The organism is Gordonia oryzae, assembly GCF_003797185.1.
GTDB classification, from domain to species: domain Bacteria; phylum Actinomycetota; class Actinomycetes; order Mycobacteriales; family Mycobacteriaceae; genus Gordonia; species Gordonia oryzae.
The window spans coordinates 23,966-43,565 of the sequence record NZ_RKMH01000010.1 but is presented as its reverse complement, the minus strand read 5'-3'; the positions used below and the strand labels follow the sequence as shown (position 1 = coordinate 43,565).

The following is a 19,600-nucleotide window of genomic DNA, read 5'->3' as shown; positions in this document are numbered from 1 at the left end:
TTTTCTCATCCGAATTCGGCGGCGATCGCCGAGACGGTCCGAAGCTCGTAAACCTCCCGTACCGAGACCGGCCGGCCGAACTCGCCACGCAGCAGCGCGGCCAGACGAACCGCTGACATCGAATGGCCGCCGACCACGAAGAAGTCGACGTCGGAGTCGAAATCGTCGCAGTCGAGGGCCTCGGCCATCAGCTCGGCGACGAGTTCTTCCTGTGGTCCGGCCAGCGGGCGGCCGCCGGACTCGACGAGGTCTCCCGCGCCGAGCTTCGCATGGTCGATCTTGCCGTTGAGTGTCAACGGAATCCGCTCCTGCACCGAGAACCGGGTGGGCACCAGATAGTCGGGCAGCGCGTCACGTAAGCCGTCGCGCACCAGGGTCGTCAGATGCGCCGGATCGTCGGTGTCGGCCACCAGATGGCAGCACAGCACCCCGTCACGGGCGAGGGTCACCGCATCGCGGACACGATCGGCGAAGCGTTCGAGCACCACCGCCGACACCTCGCCGGGATCGACGCGATGCCCGCGGATCTTCACCTGGTCGTCGGTGCGTCCGAGGTAGTCGATCAGGCCGTCGGTGCTGCGCCGCACCAGATCTCCGGTCCGATACATCCGCTCACCGGCGGCACCGGCCGGGCACGCCACCATCGTCGCAGCGGTCCGGGCCGCGAGATGGAGGTAGCCGAGAGCCAATCCGACACCGGTGACGTACAACTCGCCGGCCACCCCGTCGGGAACCGGACGCAGCCACTTGTCGAGGATCATCACCTCGGTGTTGTCCACCGGCCGTCCGATGGACGGCGTGGCCGACTCGTCGGTACCCACGCCGAGGGTGTTGATGGTGTATTCGGTGGGACCGTACAGGTTGTAGCCGCGGGTACCCGCGGTGGCCCGTAACCGCGCCCACAGGGTGGTCGACACCGCCTCGCCGCCGAGCAGGATGAGTGGCGGAATGTGTGCCTGTGCCCCGAGTAGTCCCTCGGCCACGAGTTGATCGGCCTGTCCGGGCGTCACATTGAGGACGTCGATCCCGTGCTCGGCGACGTAGGTGACGAGCGCGGTGGCGTCGCGTCGCAACTCCTCGTCGCAGATGTGCACCTCGTGCCCCTCGGCGAGCCACAGCAACTCCTCCCACGACATGTCGAAGGCGAACGAGATGGCATGGGCCACCCGGAATCTCCGGTTGGCGGCCCGCACCGCCGGGGCGAAGATCCGATGCCGGTGATTGACCAGCATGTTTGCCAGGCCGGCGTGGCCGATGACGACGCCCTTGGGGGTTCCGGTGCTCCCGGAGGTGTAGATCACGTATGCGTCGCCGTCCGGGCGGGCGCGCGAGACGGCCAGTGCCGGAGCCGTGGGATCGCCGGTGACCAGCATCAGCCGGTCGGCGGGAACCACCGCCGACATGCGATGGCTCGACTCGTCGGACACCAGGACCACGTCGGGATCGCAGTCGTCGCAGATCGCACGCAGCCGATTGTCGGGATGCTCGAGATCCAGTGGCGTGTAACGCGCGCCGGACCACAGCACCCCGAGGATGGCGACGACCACCTCGGCGGAGCGGGGAACGGCGATCGCGACGGTCGAGCCGGGCGAGACCGACGCCTCCGCGAGCCGGCCGGCCAGCCGCATGACCCGATCGGCAAGCTCCCCGAGGCTCCACCGCACCGCGCCACACACCAGTGCCACCGACTCCGGCTCGCGGCGCACCGCCGCGGCGAACTCGTCCATCACGGTCGATGTCCACGGCCGGTTCGCGGCCGCCACCGCAGCCGGATTCGGGCCTGGCACGGCAGGATCGGATGCCACCGGCAGGGCGGCCAACGGCGTATCCGGCGCCTGCGCGGTGCGCGAGAGTGCCCGCAGCACGGCCATGGCGTGGTCGGCCAGCCGCGTCGCCGTGGTCTCGCCGACCAGCTCGGCGCGATACTCGACCTTCAACGTCATCTCGTCGCCGGGGGTGAAGACCCAGGTCAGCGCGAAGTGGGTGGAGTCCTCGGCCTCCTCGGTGAGAATCCCGTGCCGATCCCGGGTCTCGCGGGCCGCCTCCGGATCGAGGAAGTTCTGGATCACCACCAGCGAATCGAAAAGGGCGGTGACGCCCAGCTCGCGATGGATCTCACCGAGATCGGCGCCGTCGTGCGGCATCGCCGCAGCACGATCGTCGGAAACGCTGCGCAACATCTCTCGGACGGGGCGCCACGCGTCGACCTCGACACGCACCGGCACGGTGTTGAGCAGCACGCCGACGACCTCGTCGATGCCGGGCACCTCCAGCAGATCGCGTCCCGACACCGACAAACCGAACAGCACGTCGGATTCCCCGGTCGCACTGTGCAGGGTCAGCGCCATCGCGACCGTGGCCAGCGCCGTCAGCGTCACCCCGTGCGCCCGGCCCGCGGCGAGCAGGTCGGCGGTCTCGGTGGTGTCGAGGGACCGGATGATCCTGCGCGGCAATGCCTCGGCGGCAGCCGGGGGCGGCGCGTCGAGCGCCGCGGGCCGGCCGAGCAGTGTCGGCCCGGCCATCCCGTCGAGTACCGAACGCCAGAACGCGAGGTCCTGCTGGTGATCTCGGTCCTCGAGCAGTGTGGCAACCTCGGCGAAGCCGGGCCGTGCCGGCCGTGGGGTACGCACCGCGGACTGTTCGCGATCGTGCAACCGGTCGAGGAACTCGGTGAGGAAACGCGCCCTCGACCACCCGTCGAGCAGTGCGAGGTGATAGGTGAACAACACCGTGTCTCCGTGGCCTGCGCGTCGGACGATGGTCGCACGGGCTGCGGGTGAACGATCGAGCGGAATCGGCTGTGCGCGATCACGTTCCCGCAGGGTGTGCTCGTCGGCCGAGGTGCCGTCGGTGTGGACGATCTCGACCGGCAACAGCACGCGCTCGTCACGGCCGGGTAGGTACTGGGTGGGTGTTGCCGCGGCCAGGTCGAATCGCGCGCCCATCGCCGGGTGCACGACGACGGCGTCGGCGAACGCCTCGGCGAGCTGATCCGGGTCGATCTCGCGATCGAAGGTCAACGCGGTCTGCGCGTGATACGACCCCGACGGCGCGACCTGTGACTGGAACAGCAGGCCACGCTGCAACACCGTCGGCGGCACCTGCACCGGGCCGCGATCGGCCGTCCGGTCGATCTCGGCGGCCAGCGCACCGACGCTGCTCCGCACCGCGTCGGTGATCGTTTCGGCGGTGATCTCCTGGCCGGCGATCTCCGAGATCGACTCGGCCACGGCGAATTGCACCACCAGGCGCGGTGGTGACCCACTGACCCAGACGTCGGCCTCGACGGCGTACGGGGTGCGCGGCGGGGCGGACGGCGGCGGGGTGGGCAGCACCTCACGGCTCTCGCCGCGGCCCAGATAATTCACCAGGATCTGTGCGCCGCCCTCGGCGAGCAGTCGTGACGTCCGCGCGTGGACGTGGCGTAAGGCCATGTAGCCCAACGGGTCCGGCCGATCGGCGAGAGCGGCGGTCAGTTCGCGGGAAGTCACCGCGGCGTCGGCGCGGGCCGTCACCCGCACCGGAGCGATCTGGGTGAACCATCCGACGGTGCGACCGCAGTCCAGTGCCGCGTCGCCGCCGCGCACCGGGTCACCCGGATCGGGGCGACCGTGCCCTTCGACGTCGACGAGCAGGGTGGGTTCGGTGCCGAGCAGACGTGCGATCGACGCAAGCATGAGGGCGACGATCACCTCGGTGACCGCCCCGCCGAGCGCGGGCGCGGCCTCGTCGACGACGACGGCCACCTCCGGACCGTCGACCTCGACGGTGTGGGCGGTGATCCGGTCTGCGTCGAATACCGTTGCCGCGACCAGAGGCTCGGTGGTGTGCAGGTCTCGCCAATGACCGAGGTCCGATGTGATGACGGGGCTGTAGGCCGCGCGCATCACCTGCTGCGCATACGTGGCATACGAACTCGGCTCCGCAACCGGACGCCCGCCACGAAGGGCCTGCTCGAGGTCGTCGATGATGACCATCCACGACACGCTGTCGACCACCGCATGGTGGGCCAGCAGCACCACGCCGTGTCCGGCGTCGAGGAGGGCGGCGGCGATCGGTCGGCCGTCGGCGAGGCTGATGTCGCCGATCAGTTCAGGCACCGCATCGACCGGGTCGGCCGACGCCGACTCCCGCACCGGCGGCGCCACCGGACCGGAATCCGGCATCGAGATCGACAGCGCCGCTTCGGGCTCGGTGCCGGTGATCACGGCGCCGAGCATCGGGTGCGCCTGGACGACGGCGGTGAGAGCAGCGCGGAGCTGATCGGCGGTGACGCCCTGCGGCGTCCGGAGCAGCCGTGCCTGCACCAGGTCGCCGGGGAATCCCCACTCGTGCTGGCGGAGCAGGATGGGCGTCGGCACGGGTGCCGCGCCGGCTCCGGAATCGGTTGCCGCACTGCTCATGACGGCCACCGCGTCGGCGCCGAGGCGTTCGGCGATCCGTGCCGGGGTCCGGCCGAGGAACACATCGCGCGGGGTCACCTTGACACCGCGCGCGGCGAGGCGGTTGGCCACCCGGATCGCCACGATCGAGTCGCCGCCGAGCATGAAGAAATCGTCATCGCCGCCGACCTCGTCGACGTCGAGGGCTTCGGCGATCACCGACGCCACGGCGGTGACCCGCGAGTCCGGGACGTGGGGATCCCCGCTGTCCGGTGCTGCCACCTCGGGGATCTCGGCGACGGGGATCGCGGCGAGTAGTTCCCGCAGCCGGTCGTCGTCGCGTTTGCCGTTGACGGTGCGCGGGAGGGCATCCACCACGAGCACCTCGTCGGGCACCATGTGCGCCGGAAGGGACTCGCGGGCCGCACGCCGCGCGCGAGCCGCGTGATCCCCGCCGGAGCCCGGTGCGCCGTCGGCGACGATCGCAGCACGCAGGCGCGGGCCGTCGGCGGTGTCGACGGCCACGACCGCGGCCTCGGTGGCGACACCGGAGCGGCGTAACGCGGCCTCCACCTCGCCCGTCTCGATCCGGAAGCCGCGTACCTGTACCTGCCGATCGGCCCGCCCGATGTAATCCATGCCGCCGTCGGCCCGCACCCGCACCACATCACCGGAGCAGTACAGACGGTAGCCACCGGCTCGCAAAGCATTGATACGGAACGGGTTTGCGACGAATCGGGTGGCGGTCAGGTCCGGACGCCGGTGGTATCCCGCCGACACCTGCGGTCCGGAGACGTACAGGATGCCGGTGTCGCCCACCGCCACCGGACGGAGTTGCTCGTCGAGCACATGCGTCACCAGACCGTCGAGTGGACGGCCGATGGGGCTGCCCGAGTCCTCGCGTATCCCTTCGGTGATCCCCAGCGCCGTGACGTGCACCGTGGTTTCGGTGATCCCGTACATGTTGATCGCCACCGCATCGGGGTGGCGATCCAGCCACCGGCCGGTCAGCGCCGGCTCGAGACGTTCGCCACCGAAGATCAGGTACCGCAGATCCGGAAGCGTCACGCCAGTCGCGTCGAGCGCGGCGAAGGCCGTCGGCGTCTGATTGAGCACGGTGATCCGCGCATCGCGCAGTGCGCAGGCGAGATCGGCCGGGATGCGGGTCAGCGCGTGATCGACCACGACGGCCAGCGCGCCGGCGCGCAGCGGTGCCCACAGCTCCCAGACCGAGAAGTCGAAAGCGAAGGAGTGTGCGACGCACCAGGTGTCGTCGGGGCCGGTCACCACGTGGCTCGCGGCGTTGCGTAGCAGCGACACGACGTTGCGGTGCGTCACCACGACGCCCTTGGGGACTCCGGTGGAGCCGGAGGTGTAGAGGATGTATGCGGGGTCGTCGGGGCGGACGCGATGCGGTTGCGGGAGTGCACCGCCCGGCCCGGCGGGTGAATCGCGCCGGTCGGGATCGGGGCACAGGACCTGGATGTGGTCGTCGGCGAGACGCTTCGCGAGCCACGCATGGTCGGGAGAGGCGACGATCAGGGCGGGCCGGCAGTCGTCGACGATGAGGTCGAGGCGCTGCTGCGGCGAGTACGGATCGAGCGGGACATAGGTGACCCCGGCCAGTACCGCAGCGATGACGGCCTCGGCGAAGCGGCTCGAGCGCTCGATCAGCAATGCGACGCGCGGTGGTGGGTCACCGGCGCTCGAGGCTGGTAGGGCGCCGCGGATCTGCTCGGCGAGTGCTGTTGCAGCGGCGTCGATCTCGCCGTAGGTGCGGGCGGCCGGGGCCGACTGGGCCCGCAGGTCGCCGAGCGCCGGACGGCTGCGGTGCGCGCGGACCGCCGAGTTCCACACGTGCGCGAGCGTCGCATCATCGCGATCGTCGGGGGAGTCGAGAGCCGAACTCACCTCCGCGACGGTGGAGTCGGTCAGCAGCATCGTGGTCGCGGTGACGAGGTGCGCGGCGATGCGTTCGGCGCGAGCGCGAGGGATCACCGACTCGTCGTGGATCATTCGCAGCGGTGCAGGGGCGTCCGGGGTGATCACCAGCGTGAGCGGATAATGTGGGGCGCCGTCGTTGACGATGCCGACGATCTCCAGACCCGGTCCGCTGGTGTCGATCTGATCGGCTCCGGTGCCGATCTCCACCACCACGAGGGTGTCGAACAGCTCTCCCGCCGACCGTCCGGCCGTGCGGGCGATGTCGGTCAGGCCGATGTGCAGGCAGTCGCGGACCCGGTCGTGGTGTGCGGCGAGACCATCGACGAGGTCGCGGGCGCGCCGGGTGGGCGCCGCGCCCGGCGCGCGGACGGGCACGGTGTTGATGAACATGCCGACGGCGTCGTCGATTCCGTCTACCGGTGCGTCCCGTCCCGAGACGGTCGAACCGAACACCACGTCGGTGCCATCGTCGACACCGGTCATCCGGCGCAGCGCCAATCCCCATGCGGCCTCCACGACATCGGGGAGGCGCAACCCGGCCGCGCGGGTCCGCGCCGCCAGCGTTGCGAGTTCCGGTGCGTCGAGCGCCAACTCGGACAGGGCACGCGATGCCGTCGCGCCCGGCGCCACCACCACCGGATGGAGCCGACCGTCGAGTTCGTCGCGCCAGCGCGCCACGTCGGCGTCGTGGGGGCGGGCGGCGATCCAGCGCAGGTAGTCGGCGAAACCGCGATCGAGGCGGTGTGCGGGCACCTCGGTGCGGTCGCGTCCGGCGATATCCCGGTAGCCGGTATCCCGGTAGCCGGTATCCCGGTAGGCGGCGAACAACTCGCGCAACGCGATCGGCACCGACCACCCGTCGGCGATCAGATGGTGCACCGTCTGCACCACGACATGGTCCTCACCGTCAGGGATCACCGTGTAGCGCATCAGGGGTGCCGTCTCGGGATCGAAGCCGCGGTCGCGATCGGCCCGGGCGATCTCGTCGATGCTCGCCGGTCCGGTGGCCGCGTCGAGCACGGTGAACTCGAGCCGGTCGGCGCAGTCGGTGTCGAGGACCTGATACACCCGACCCGACCGTGTCGTCTGGAACGCCGCGGCCAGGGTCGGGCGGCGCCGCAACAACATCGCGGCCGCAGTCCGCAGCCGCTCGACGTCGAGGGTTCCGCGCAGCGTCAGGATCTGTTGCTCCACGTACATACTCGACTGTGCGCCGTCGAAGGTGCTGTGGAAGTGCATACCCTGCTGCAGCGGCGTAAGCGGCAGCACGTCGACAAGGCCAGGACCGTCGATGGCGTCGAGCTCGTCCTGATCGAGGATCACCTCACCGCCCGGGGTCAGGGCGAAGTCGCCGGCCGAATGCGATGCCAGCGCGGCGATCCCGGACACCGCTCGGAGTGAACGCTCCCACAGGTCGAGGAGCCGGTCGATCCGGTCGTCGCCGAATCGCCCGGCGGCCCAGGAGATCGTTGTGCGCAGGACAGGTCCGTCGGGGCCGGGTTCGGTGATGGCGTTGAACTCGAGTTCTCGGGGGAGGCGTTGCCGCGGGTCGCGACGCTCACCGAGTTGGCCCGTCGGACCCAGCGGCGCGAAGTCCTTGGCCTCGGGGGTCCCGACCCGGCCCAGATAGTTGAACAGCACCTGCGGCGACCGGTCCGGCGCGGTATCGGCTTCTGGGCCGAGATAACGTCCGATGCCGTAACCGATTCCGCGGTGGGGAACCACGGCGAGCTGGTCCTTGACGGCCTTGAGTGCGCGGCTCACGCCCGCGGGGTCGTCGAGGTCGACGGCGCCGGGGTCGACGAGCACCGGATACAGCGTGGTGAACCAGCCGACGGTGCGACTCAGGTCGGCCTCGCCGCCACCCGGGGTCGGGATGTGGCGGGTCTCGCGGCCGTGGCCCTCGAGTTCGATGACGCTGTGGGTGTGGGCGTCTGCTCCCCGGTGCTCGGCTCGCGGCTGCTCTGATCGGAACCGGGCCAACGTCAGCGACAATGCCGTCATCAACACCGCTTCGGCGGTGGCGGCGTATCCGGTGACGACCTCACCGAGCAGTGCCTCGGCCCCCGGCCCGCCGAACTCGTGCACCCGCGTCACCTCGTCGGCGACGCGGGCGGTCAGCTCCGTGGGGTCGTCGGCCAGCGGGGAGTCGGGGTGGGCGAGCACGTTGTCGAAGTAGGCGCGACCGGCCTCGAGTCCGGGGGCGGCCGCGGCGAGTAGTTCGCTCCACCGCCGCAGTGAGGTGCCCTCGGCGTGCACCGGCGGGGCCACATCGGTTGTTGAAGAACCGGAATCGTCGAGTGACCCCTCGCGTCGCGCTGCCATTGCGCGCGTGAGGTCGTCGGTGAGGATGTCCCAGGACACGCCGTCGATCACCAGGTGGTGGATGACGAGGAGAAGTCCGCGGGTGCCGTCGGTCGCCACGCGCAGACCGGCGGCCAGCACCACGCCGTGTGCCGGATCGAGCTGTCCGGTCAGCCACTCGATACCCTCATCCGTGGTGGCCGAATCCAATTCGGTCACGGGTACGACGTCGATCTCCTCGGCGCGCGGTATCCGCAGGTGCAGCCGTGGCCCGGTGACGACGGTCGCCGCGAGTGACGGGTGCGTGCGCACCGTTGCGGTCAGGATCGACTGCGCGGCAGCCTGATCGAGATCGTCCGGAGCGCGGAGCTCGACGGCCTGCACGAATCCGTGGATGTGCTCTGCGATCTCGTCCGCCCACCGGATGATCGGCATCGCGTCGACGACGCCGTCCGGACGATCGTCGGGGTCGGGCTGGTGGCCGGTGCGCGTGACGCGCGTGGCCAATGCGCGCGGCGTGCGGGCGTCGAAGACATCGGACACCGTTGCGCTCCAGCCGTCTCGGCGCAGTGCGCCGAGGACCCCGATGGCGCGCAACGAATCCCCGCCGACCTCGAAGAAGTCGGTGTCCGGGCCGATCCGGTCGACACCGAGGGCTCCGGCGAGTGCCGCGGTTACCGCGGCCAGCGCCGGCGACACCGCTGCACCAGGGCCGCCGACCGCGAGATCTGGCTCCGGGCCGAGTGCTTCGGAGAAGTCCGGATCGGGCAGCGCGCGCCGATCCAGCTTGCCGTTGACCGTCATCGGGAACGCGTCGAGCACCATCACCGTCGCGGGCACCATGTAGTCGGGCAGCACCGACCGCGACCACTCCCGGATGTCCGACCCGCTCGGGTGGCGGTCCTGATGGCAGACGACGTAGCCGATCAGCCGGCCGTCCTGAAGTGTCACACAGGGCATCCGCACGTCGGGATGTTCGGCCAGCCCGGCCTCGACGTCCTCGAGTTCGAGGCGCATACCGCGGACCTTGACCTGATTGTCGGCGCGGCCGAGGAACTCCAGCGATCCGTCGCCGAGGCGTCGGGCCAGATCGCCGGTGCGGTACATGCGCTCACCTGGCCACCCGAACGGATCGGCCACGTAGCGAGCCGCGGTGAGATCACCCTGGCCCACATATCCACGCCCGAGCAGGAACCCGGCCGCATACAGTTCGCCGGGCTCGCCGGCCACACTGGGCCGCAACTCGGCGTCGAGGACATACAGTGCGGTGTTGGGGTTCGCCGACCCGATGGACGGGCCCATGCGATCCTCGTCGCCGGAATAGATCACGTGGGAGACACCGATCGTCGCCTCGGCCGGGCCGTATCCGTGGCACATCGGGATCTGCAGTTGCTCCCGGAAACGCCGGAACAGTGCCTGTGTCAACAGTTCCCCGCCACACCAGACATGACGTAACGAGTCCAGCAGCGGCCCGCCGTCGGCCAGTGCGAGCAGCACGTCGAGCATCGACGAGACCAGATAGGCGAAGGTGACGTGCTCGCGGGCGATCAGATCGAGCAGATACTGCGGATCACGCTCACCACCGGCATGGGCGACCACCACCCGGCCACCGCTGATCAGCGGCAGCAGGATCTCGTTGATGGAGATGTCGAAGGCCAACGGCGCCTTGAACAATGCGGCATCGGTCGAGCCGAACCCGAGGATATCGTCGCGTTGCCAGAGCAGTCGTTCGACGATGGCCTCACGCCGGATCATGGCGCCCTTGGGTTTTCCGGTCGATCCCGAGGTGAATACGACATAGGCCAGGCCGGCTCCGCGCATCGGTCGCGTGACGGGATTCACCGCATGGTCGGGTAGCGCCGCGTCGCAGTCGAATTCGATCATCACCGGGTCGTCCGCGCCGTCGTGGGGCAAGGGCGTCCACCGACGGGTGATGAGCACCCGTACCTGCGCGCGCTCGATGACATCGCGCCGGCGGGCATCGGGCCACTCGGGGTCGACCGGCACGAACGCACCACCGGTCATCAGCGCGGCCACGATGGCCACCACCATGTCGGCCCCGCGGTCCATCGCGATCCCGACGAGCGCCTCGTCACCGATACCGCGGTCCTCGAGTTGGTCGGCCAGAGAGGCTGCGCGGACCCATAGTTCGCGATACGACAATCGATGCCGGTCGTCGACCACGGCGGGCGCATCCGGTGTGGCCCGCACGTGGTCGGCGATCAGTTCCACCACATCCGGTCGTCGCCGCGGGGCATCGGTGTGATTCCAACGACGCTGGCGCCGCAGACGCTGCTCGGCGGTGTCGGGCCGCACGGAGTCCAGGCGCCGGTCGGGGTGGGTGACGAGATCGCCGACGAGATCGGTGAGGTCGTCGCACGCGACGGGCGCGTCGACGCTCACGCCGAGCCCGTCGCCGTCGAGGCGGGTGCTGACCCGCACCGATCCCACCTCGGCGATGATGTCTGCGACCTCGGCGATGTCTGTGCCATTTCCCGGTGCCGCAACAGTGTCCAGCGCCGCAACAGTGTCCAGCGCCGCAACAGTGTCCAGCGCCGCAACAGTGTCCAGCCCGCCGGCCAGATCGACCAGGCCGACCTCGCCGGGGGAGTTCGATCCGAACAGTGGTGTCGTGCTGATCTCGGTGGTCGTGCCCCGGCCGTCGGTGATGCTCAGCGACCCCACGGGCGCGGTTGCGCCATCGACGGCGCCGGCGCGCGCGGCCCACCAGGCGGTGGCCAGTGCGATGGTGGCCGCGGTGGCTCCCACTCCCACGTCACCGAGGCGCGAGCGCATCTCCTGTAGAGCTGTCGGGGCGATGGTGGTGAAGACATTCGAACCGAGCGAACTCATCGTCAACCTCTCTGTGGCGCCGGCGGCATGCGAGAGACACGTTCATGCACTGCCGGCGGATAGGCCCGTGATGGTGGGGACCCTGTGGAGTCGGACCGGGTGATATCGAGCCGGGATGGTGGGGTGAGGTCACATGCCCGGATGGGAGCGATGCGGCCCACTCCGTCCCGACGCCGCCAAATCCGCTTCGGCCTGTTCCGGCTGTGCCAGTTCGGAAATGATGGCCGAGCGCAGTTCGCCGGCCCGGATGGCGATGTTGGACAGCAGGGTGGCCCCGAGACCGTGGGTGCCCTGGGTGGCTCCCTGGACGAAGAGTCCGGCGATGCGGGTGCCGTCGACGATCGCCTGGTGGTCGCGGCCCACGACGCACGTGTCGCCGATGGTGCTGATGCCCTCGACGCCGGGTGAGGTGAATCCGGTGGCGCAGACGACGGCATCGACGGTGATGGTGTCGCGGGTGCGATGAATGCGGTCGAACAACTCCACCTGCACACGACCCCGATCGGTGACCGACGCCGAGGTCACCGCGGTCGATCGGCGCAGGTGCAGTCGGTTCTGGCCGGTCACCGACTCGCGGTAGTGGTGATCGTGCAGGGTGGTCAGCAATTGCGGCTCCACACAGGAGTAATTGGTGTAGCGATGCCGATTGAGCAGGTCGGCACGGACATCCTCGGATGCGGCGTAGAAATCGTCCACCGCGGAGGGGTCGAACACCTGGTTGGCGAACGGGCTGTCGTCGGCGGGGGCGAAGCCATAGCCGTGGAAGGTGGAGGTGACGACTGCGCCCCGGGTGTAGAGGTGGTCGATGGCCTCGGCGGCCGATTGCCCACCGCCGACGACCAGGAATTCCGATCCGGCGATGTCGGCCCGCAGGGCGTCGAGATGGTCGAGGAAGCGGTGGTTGTGGAAGACCCGGCCGCTCTCGGTGAGCTCGGGGCGATCGGCCCACTCCGGCAACCGTTCTCGCAGGCCGAGCGCGACGACGACGGTGCGCGAGAAGTATGTCTCGACCGAGCCGTCGTCCAGTGTGGTCACCACGCGAAAGCGTGCTCCCGCCGGGGCGTCGGCGTCGTGGGGACCGACCTGTTCGATCCCGATCACGGTGCGGCCGTAGCGGACATCGGCGGCGACGTGGTCGGCGACCCAGGACAGGTAGTCGGCGAATTCGACCCGTTCGGGGGTGAAGGTCTGCCGGTTGATGAAGCCGGTCAGCCTGTCCTTCTCCACCAGATAGTTGACGAAGGTGAATCGGCTGCGCGGATTCCGTTGGGTGACAAGGTCCTTGAGGAACGAGATCTGCATGTTGGTCCCGGGCAGGAGCATGCCGGGGTGCCAGCCGAACGTGTGGCGACGTTCGAGGAACACCGCGTCGAGCGGTGGAGAGTTCTGGTCTGCGTCGTCGTATTCGCTCATGGCGATCGCGAGCCCGAGGTTTCCCGGGCCGAACCCCACGCCCACCACGTCGCGAGTTGTGGTCATCGGCTTCACTATCACCCACCTATGATTTGGTTAGCCTAGCCTTTGTTTGTCCTCCAAATATACGACATTGTCGGCCAACCGGAGAAACGCGGGACTCGCGGCGAGGACGAGAGTGGTCTTTCCCTGCCGGCGTCGGCGGACCGTGTCGGCGGTGATTGCCGAGGTCACCGCGTCTACCGCGGAGGTCGGATCCACCAGCACAAGGATGTCCGGATTCGCATGGAGCGCGCGGGCCAGTGCCACCCGCTGGCGTTGTCCGCCGGAGAGGTTGCTCCCGCGGTCGGCGACCGGATGATCCAGGAGCGCGGCGGTGTCGTCGACCAACTCGTCGAGACCCAACTCGGTGAGGATGTCCGCCGGCTCCGAACCGGGCTCGTAGTGCGTCCCGTCGGGGTGGACGACCGCGCCCAGGCGGCCGCCGAAGATCGCCGGGTGCCGCGCATCGGCGAGCACCACCCGCCGGAGACCGGCCGCGTCGAGATCACCGATCTCGGTGCCGCGCACCGAGATCGATGGTGCCTCGGGGGGCGCATCGGGCCCCGCCGCGAGAGCGGTGGCCACCCGTGCTGCTTGGTCGCTGGTGCAGTCGACCGCCACCAGGGCGCCTGCGGTCACGGCGATCTCGGTGGTGTCCACCCGCACGAGGAGGTCGGGATGCGTACTGCGGTGGACCGTGTCCGACGGCGCCGGGGTGGTCACCGACTCGCCCCCCTCGCCGGTGCGCCCGGATCCCAGCAGCACCACCCGGCGGGCCGAACCCCGTGCCAGCGCAGCGAATCGAGGCATCCGGCTGAGCTGACCGAGGGGTTCGGCGATGAATTGGCTGAGTCCGGCCACCGCGACCAGATCGCCGATGGAGATGTCTCCGGAGAATGCGCGGACGCCGGCCAGCGTGCCGACCACGCCGACGAGAAGGGCTGCGGCACCGGCGGAGATGCCCTCGTACACGCCGGAGATTCGGGCCAGGCGTTCGGCGTGGCCGCGCGTGGTGGCCGACAGTGTGCGGTAGCGGTCGTATGCCGGGCCGCGCCCGGCGAAGCCGCTCAGCGGCCGTAGTCCGCGCAACAGATCCACGACCGCTCCGGTGGCCCGGGCGATGAACTCCTGTTGCTCCTCGGTTCGGTGGGTGACCCTGCGCGACAACAGGTTCAGTATGGCCAGCAGGAGCACCGTACTGATCAGGGCGACGCTGCCCAGCAGGGGATCGATCACCGTCAGCACCACGGCACCGGCCAGCACACCGACCGCCGAGGAGATGGTCACCGGGATCACCTCGGTGATGTCGGAGGCCTGTGCGGTGTCCTCGGCGATCACCGTGACGTACTCGTCGCGCGACAGTGGTGAATCGTTGTCCCGCGCGGTGATCACCTTGGCGGACAACATCGCCCGCAGGTGACGCACGTGTCCGGCATTGGCGCGCTGCAGCCCACGGTAGGCGGTGCGCCACGACACCGACACGCATGCGATGACCGCACCGAGGGCCGCGATCGAGATCACCGGTGCCCACCAGCTGTCCGAGGTCATCGCTCGATCGATGATGACACCGAGGAGCACCGGCACCGCCGCCTCGGCTGCCTGGTACACGCACAGCAGTACCGAGCCCACCGCCACCGCGCCGCGATTGCGTCGGACAGCGTCGCGCAGCAGGGCCACCGCGGCATGGTCGGGTGTCCGGCTCATCGGGCGCCGTCCTCTCGAATCCCGTCGTGCTCGGTCGCGCTCGACCACACGCGCCACAGCGCGGCGTACCGCCCGTCGGCGTCGAGGAGTTCTCGGTGGGTGCCGTATTCCACCACCCGGCCGCCGTCGATGACTGCGACGGCATCGGCCGCCGCCGACTGGCTGAGGCGGTGGGCCACGATCAACGCGGTGCGCCCGCGGGTGACGGCCGCCGCCGCGGCCTCGAGACGCGCCGCGCTGCGAGAGCCGGCCTCCGCGGTCGACTCGTCGAGAACGACCACCGGGGTGTCCCGCAACAACAGCCGTGCCAGCGCGATCTGCTGGGCGCGCATCGGGTCGAGCGTGAGGCCGCCGGAGCCGATACGGGTATCGAGGGCCTCGTCGAGTTCGCGGACCCAGTGATCGGCACCCACCTCGGCCAGCGCCGACCACAGCTGTGCGTCGTTGGCGTCCGGTCGGGCCAGACGCAGATCGTCGGCGAGGGTTCCGGCGAACACATGGGTCTCCTGCGTTGCCACGCTTGCGAACGCACGGATCCGGTCCTCGCCGAGACCAGAGATCGGTACATCGTTGTAGCGGATCGCGTCCGGTGGCGCGCCGATCGGGGTGAGCACCCCGGCGGTCAGCGAGGCGATGGTCGTCTTGCCGGCACCGGAGGCGCCGACCAGCGCGAGACTCGTGCCTGCCGGGATCGTCAGATCGACGTCGTCGACGGCCGGGGCGCCGTTCGCGTGATAGTGGTGTCGCAGCCCGCGGACCACGATCTCCACCGGCCCCGGCTCGGCGGGTGGCAGATGCGGCCGGGTTTCCGGAGCGAGGGTGTCGATCACCCCGACGACCCGGGTCATCGCCGCCCCCGACCGCTGTGCCTCGTCGAAGAAGGTCAGGATGGCGCCGATCGGATTGAAGAGCCGATGAAAGAGCAGGGTGGCCGCGGCCACCTGGCCGAGGCTGACGTCACCTGCGCGCAGCAGCAGCCATCCGACGACGATGATCAGTGAGAGGCCGACGAATTCGGCACGATTCTCGCGCGAGACGAACCGTTCGAGTACCCCGAACACCGAGACGGAGATGTCGCGTACCGAGCGGGCCGAGGAGTCGATCCGGTCGCGGGTGACGGCCTCGAGACCGTAGGCACGTACCGTTGTCAGCCCGTCGATACCTCCGACGAGGCGGTCGATGTGATCGGCCTCGGCGGTGCGGAGCTCACGATACTTCGGCGAGGACCGGGGCAGATACCAGCGCATGGCCGCGACATAGGCCGGTGCGGCGCCGAGGCCGGCCAGCGCCAACCGCCAGTCGAGGGAGAACAAGCCCGCCACCGAGACGACGATGAGCACCGACGAGCGCAAGATCGCGGGGATCGCGGTGCGCGAGCCCGCGACGAGAACCGCGATGTCGGCGCCGACCCGCGACAGCGCATCCCCGTGGCCGGCCCGTTCGATCCGGGTGACCGGCAGGCACAGCACCGCGGCCACCACCCGTTCGCGCATGGTGGCCAGCAGGCGCGCGATCAGGGTGGCGAGCAACGTTTCCGACAGCGCGGTGAACACGGCGGTCACCACCGCGGCGATCACCACCGCGATCGCGATGCCGATGAGGATTCCGCGGTCGTTGCCCGCCCGGACCGCGTCGACGATCGAGCCGAGCGCGAGCACCGCGACCAGCGAGGCACCTGCGCCGATGACCGAGGTGAGCACCACCCCGATGCTCAGCGGCAGATGCCGACGCAGCTCGGCGCCGAGGTAGGTGAGCACCTCACGCGGCGTCGCGATCGGCAGCAGGGTGGATGCGTCGGACTCGTGGTGCTCCGGCTTCGCCTGCGTCATACGGTGCGGCCCCGTGATTTCGAGCGGCCACCCGGCACGATGTCGGTACACCGTTCGCCGACGGGTACCACCAGCGGCCGCGACGACACCGGATCGGCGATGACGCGGCTACGCAGACCGAACACCTCCCACAGCATCTCTTCGGTGATCACCTCCTGCGGTGCTCCCTGGGTGATCACCGCGCCGTCGCGCATCACGACCAACTCGTCGCTGTAGCGGCAGGCCAGCGCCAGATCGTGCAGCACCATCACCACCGTCCGCCGCTGTTCGGTGTGCAGGACGTCGATGAGGTCGAGGACCTCGAGGCTGCGGGACAGGTCCAGGAACGTGGTCGGCTCGTCGAGCAGCAGGGTGTCGGTCTGTTGTGCGAGCACCATTGCGATCCAGACCCGCTGCCGCTGGCCGCCGGAGAGCGAATCGACGGTGCGGTCGGCGAGGTCGGCCACCCCGGTCTGGGCGAGAGCCGCGTGCACCACATCGCCGTCGCCCGCCGACCACTGGCGCAACCAGCTCTGGTGGGGATGGCGGCCGAGGGCGACGAGGTCGGCCACCAGGATGCCCTCCGGCGCGATCGGACTCTGCGGCAGTACCGCCATCGCGGTGGCGAGTTCCCGCGTGGACAGATCGCCGAGCGCCCGCCCGTCGATCTCCACCCGTCCCGACGAGATGGGGATCAGCCTCGACAGTGCTTTGAGTAGTGTCGATTTGCCGCAGCCGTTGGGGCCGATGATGCAGGTCAGCCGGCCACGGGGGATGGTCAGGTCCAGGTCGGTGATCACCGGCGTGCCGCGGTAGCCGACGCTGATGCCGCGGGCGGCCAGGGCCTCGGTGGGGGGCGCACTCATACGGTCACCTTTCGATTCACGCGGATGAGCAGGATGAGCAGGAACGGCGCACCGAGGGCGGAGGTCACGATGCCGACCGGAGCCGATCCCAGGGCGTAACGCGCGAGGAGATCGGCGTAGAGAACGAGCGCCGCCGCGACCAGTGCACTGCCGATCACCGGCGGGGTGGGGCTGCGATAGAGGAGCCGGGCCAATTGCGGTGCGGCCAGCGCGACGAAGGTGATGGGGCCGGCTGCGGCGACCGTCGCCGCGGTCATCACCACAGCCGGGATCCACAGCAACAACAGGGTGGTGCGGATCGGTACACCGAGCGCGCGGGAGACGGCGTCGCCGAGATGGGTGACCCGAAAGTCGAACGCCGCCAATGCGATCAACGACATCCCGACGCCGATGGTGATCCACAGCGGGACGACCTGTCCCCAGGTGCGGGCCTCCAGCGAGCCGGTCAGCCACGACACGACGTCGGCGGCCTGGGCCAGACGCGACTGCACCAGCATCAGCGAGATGACGGCGGTGGCCAGGGCATTGACCCCCACCCCGATGAGCACCAACCGCATCGATTCCAGCCCGCCCCGGTAGGCCAGCGCGGTGATGACGACGGACACCAGGATGCCGCCGAGGAACGCGGCCCCGAGTGTTCCGATGGTGACCCCGCCGATCAGCAGGCCCGCGGGCAGTAGCACGAGCATGGTGACGGCGGCCGCCGAGGCGCCCATCGAGACGCCCAGCAAATCGGGGCTGGCCAACGGATTCCGGGCCAGTGACTGCGTGATCGCACCGGCCGCACCTAGCGCCACACCCACGCCGAGACCGACCAGCACCCGCGGCATCCGCCAGTCGAGCACCGTCACCCGGTCGATGCGATCGCCGCCGCCGACCACGACCTGCGCCACGTCGGCCAGCGGGATGAAATAGGGTCCCGACGCCAATTCGACGAGGGCGGCGATGACCACGATCGCCGCCAGCAGCAGCGTCAGCAGCACCCCTCGGCGCTTGATACGCATGCGCGGTAGCGGCCAGACGAGTTCGTCGGGGCGGGGAAGAGTGGCCGTCATGTCTGCACCATCCGGCGGCGACGGACCAGATAGATGTAGACCGGCACGCCGATGAACGCGAGGATCACCCCGACCTGGACCTCGGCGGGACGCATGACCACCCGGCCGATGACGTCGGCGACGAGCATCAGCGCGGCACCGGCGGGCATACACGCCACGAGTAGCCAGCGATGGTCGGGTCCGGTGAAATGCCGCACGATATGCGGCACCACCAGCCCGAGGAAGGCGATCGGTCCGGCTGCCGCGGTGCCCGCGGCGGCCAGCAGGGTCAGGGCGAGAAAGCATGCGCCGCGGATCATTCCGACCCGGACGCCGAGGGCGGTGGCCAGTTCCGGACCTGCGGCGAGCACGTTGAGCGACGGGCCGCATGCCAGGGCCACGACCACGCCGACGATCATCAGCGGCGCGACACCGGCGAGGATGCCGAGGTCGCGTTCCACCAGCGAGCCGGCACTCCAGAAGCGGTACTGGTTGAGGCTGGCCTGATCGTTCAGGATCACCGCCGTCGTCCCGGCGATGAAGAATGCCGAGCACGCCGCACCGGCGAGGATCAGTGACAGCGGGTTGGCGCCTCCGCCGCCGAGGGAAGCCACCCCGAAGACCAGGGCGGCCGCGATGATCGCGCCGGCGACGGCGAACCACACGTAGGCCGACACGCTCTGCAGGCCGAAGAGGAAGACCGCGAGCACGGAGAAGAATGCGGCGCCGCCGGAGATGCCGAGGACTCCCGGATCGCCGAGCGGGTTGCCGGTCAGGCCCTGCACGAGCGCACCGGACAGGGCGATCGCCGCACCGACCGCGAGGGCCATCAGTGTGCGGGGAATTCGCTGATCCCACACGATGATCCCGATGTCGCCGCCATGGCCCCGCCCCGCGGTCAGGGCGTCGATCACCTGGGCCGGTTCGGTCCAGCGGGTGCCGATCCACATCGACAGCACCGCGCCCACCAGCATCAGGACGACCGCGACCGACACGGTGAGCACACGGCGCCGGGTTGCGGTCGTCGTCGATGGGGGTGTCGACGGGGGTACTGCCGCCGTTGCCGTCATCGTCACCACCTCTCCCGGTGCACTCGGTGCCGCTTTCGCCGGATCCGCAGCGAGTCTATATGAAGCCTTACCTAAGTCCCTCCGCCGCCGGTGGTCCCTGTCCGCCGGTGGCGGAGGCTGCACTGACAGACGATCGATTCCATGAGTAGGTTGGAACACTGAGTGTTCGTTCGGTTCGTG

Annotated in this window: 7 protein-coding genes; all 7 read right to left on the bottom strand. The window is 69.7% G+C overall.

Annotated features, from left to right (window positions below):
• Positions 1–5: 5 nt before the first annotated feature.
• The 7 genes from EF294_RS13820 to EF294_RS13790 all read right to left on the bottom strand — a co-directional run bounded on the left by EF294_RS13820 (position 6) and on the right by EF294_RS13790 (position 19,420).
• On the bottom strand, positions 6–11,483 hold the full coding sequence (locus EF294_RS13820; RefSeq protein WP_123931036.1) for a non-ribosomal peptide synthetase: 11,478 nt from the start codon (positions 11,481–11,483) through the stop codon (positions 6–8).
• Positions 11,484–11,612: 129 nt separating this feature from the next.
• Complete coding sequence (locus tag EF294_RS13815; protein WP_123931033.1) at positions 11,613–12,962, bottom strand: lysine N(6)-hydroxylase/L-ornithine N(5)-oxygenase family protein; 1,350 nt, start codon at positions 12,960–12,962, stop codon at positions 11,613–11,615.
• 30 nt (positions 12,963–12,992) lie between these two features.
• Positions 12,993–14,642 carry an ABC transporter transmembrane domain-containing protein gene (locus tag EF294_RS13810; RefSeq protein WP_123931030.1) on the bottom strand — a complete coding sequence of 550 codons (1,650 nt, stop codon included), beginning with the start codon at positions 14,640–14,642 and terminating at the stop codon, positions 12,993–12,995.
• The gene (locus tag EF294_RS13805) at positions 14,639–16,471 is read right to left on the bottom strand and encodes an ABC transporter ATP-binding protein (protein ID WP_123931026.1); all 1,833 of its coding nucleotides are present in this window, start codon (positions 16,469–16,471) and stop codon (positions 14,639–14,641) included. Before EF294_RS13805 ends, EF294_RS13810 begins: the two co-directional genes overlap by 4 nt.
• Positions 16,468–17,316, bottom strand: a complete 849-nt coding sequence (locus tag EF294_RS13800; protein WP_123931023.1) for an ABC transporter ATP-binding protein — start codon at positions 17,314–17,316, stop codon at positions 16,468–16,470. Before EF294_RS13800 ends, EF294_RS13805 begins: the two co-directional genes overlap by 4 nt.
• Entirely contained in the window at positions 17,313–18,371 is a 1,059-nt protein-coding gene (locus EF294_RS13795; RefSeq protein WP_123931020.1) for a FecCD family ABC transporter permease, read from the bottom strand. Before EF294_RS13795 ends, EF294_RS13800 begins: the two co-directional genes overlap by 4 nt.
• The gene (locus EF294_RS13790; RefSeq protein ID WP_246007856.1) at positions 18,368–19,420 is read right to left on the bottom strand and encodes a FecCD family ABC transporter permease; all 1,053 of its coding nucleotides are present in this window, start codon (positions 19,418–19,420) and stop codon (positions 18,368–18,370) included. The genes EF294_RS13795 and EF294_RS13790 overlap by 4 nt, the downstream gene beginning before the upstream one ends.
• Positions 19,421–19,600: the final 180 nt, after the last annotated feature.

Excerpts from the sequence above, each read along its gene's own strand:
- EF294_RS13820 (WP_123931036.1), bottom strand. The coding sequence starts at position 11,483 with ATGAGTTCGCTCGGTTCGAATGTCTTCACCACCATCGCCCCGACAGCT.
- EF294_RS13815 (WP_123931033.1), bottom strand. The coding sequence starts at position 12,962 with ATGACCACAACTCGCGACGTGGTGGGCGTGGGGTTCGGCCCGGGAAAC.
- EF294_RS13810 (WP_123931030.1), bottom strand. The coding sequence starts at position 14,642 with ATGAGCCGGACACCCGACCATGCCGCGGTGGCCCTGCTGCGCGACGCT.
- EF294_RS13805 (WP_123931026.1), bottom strand. The coding sequence starts at position 16,471 with ATGACGCAGGCGAAGCCGGAGCACCACGAGTCCGACGCATCCACCCTG.
- EF294_RS13800 (WP_123931023.1), bottom strand. The coding sequence starts at position 17,316 with ATGAGTGCGCCCCCCACCGAGGCCCTGGCCGCCCGCGGCATCAGCGTC.
- EF294_RS13795 (WP_123931020.1), bottom strand. The coding sequence starts at position 18,371 with ATGACGGCCACTCTTCCCCGCCCCGACGAACTCGTCTGGCCGCTACCG.
- EF294_RS13790 (WP_246007856.1), bottom strand. The coding sequence starts at position 19,420 with ATGACGGCAACGGCGGCAGTACCCCCGTCGACACCCCCATCGACGACG.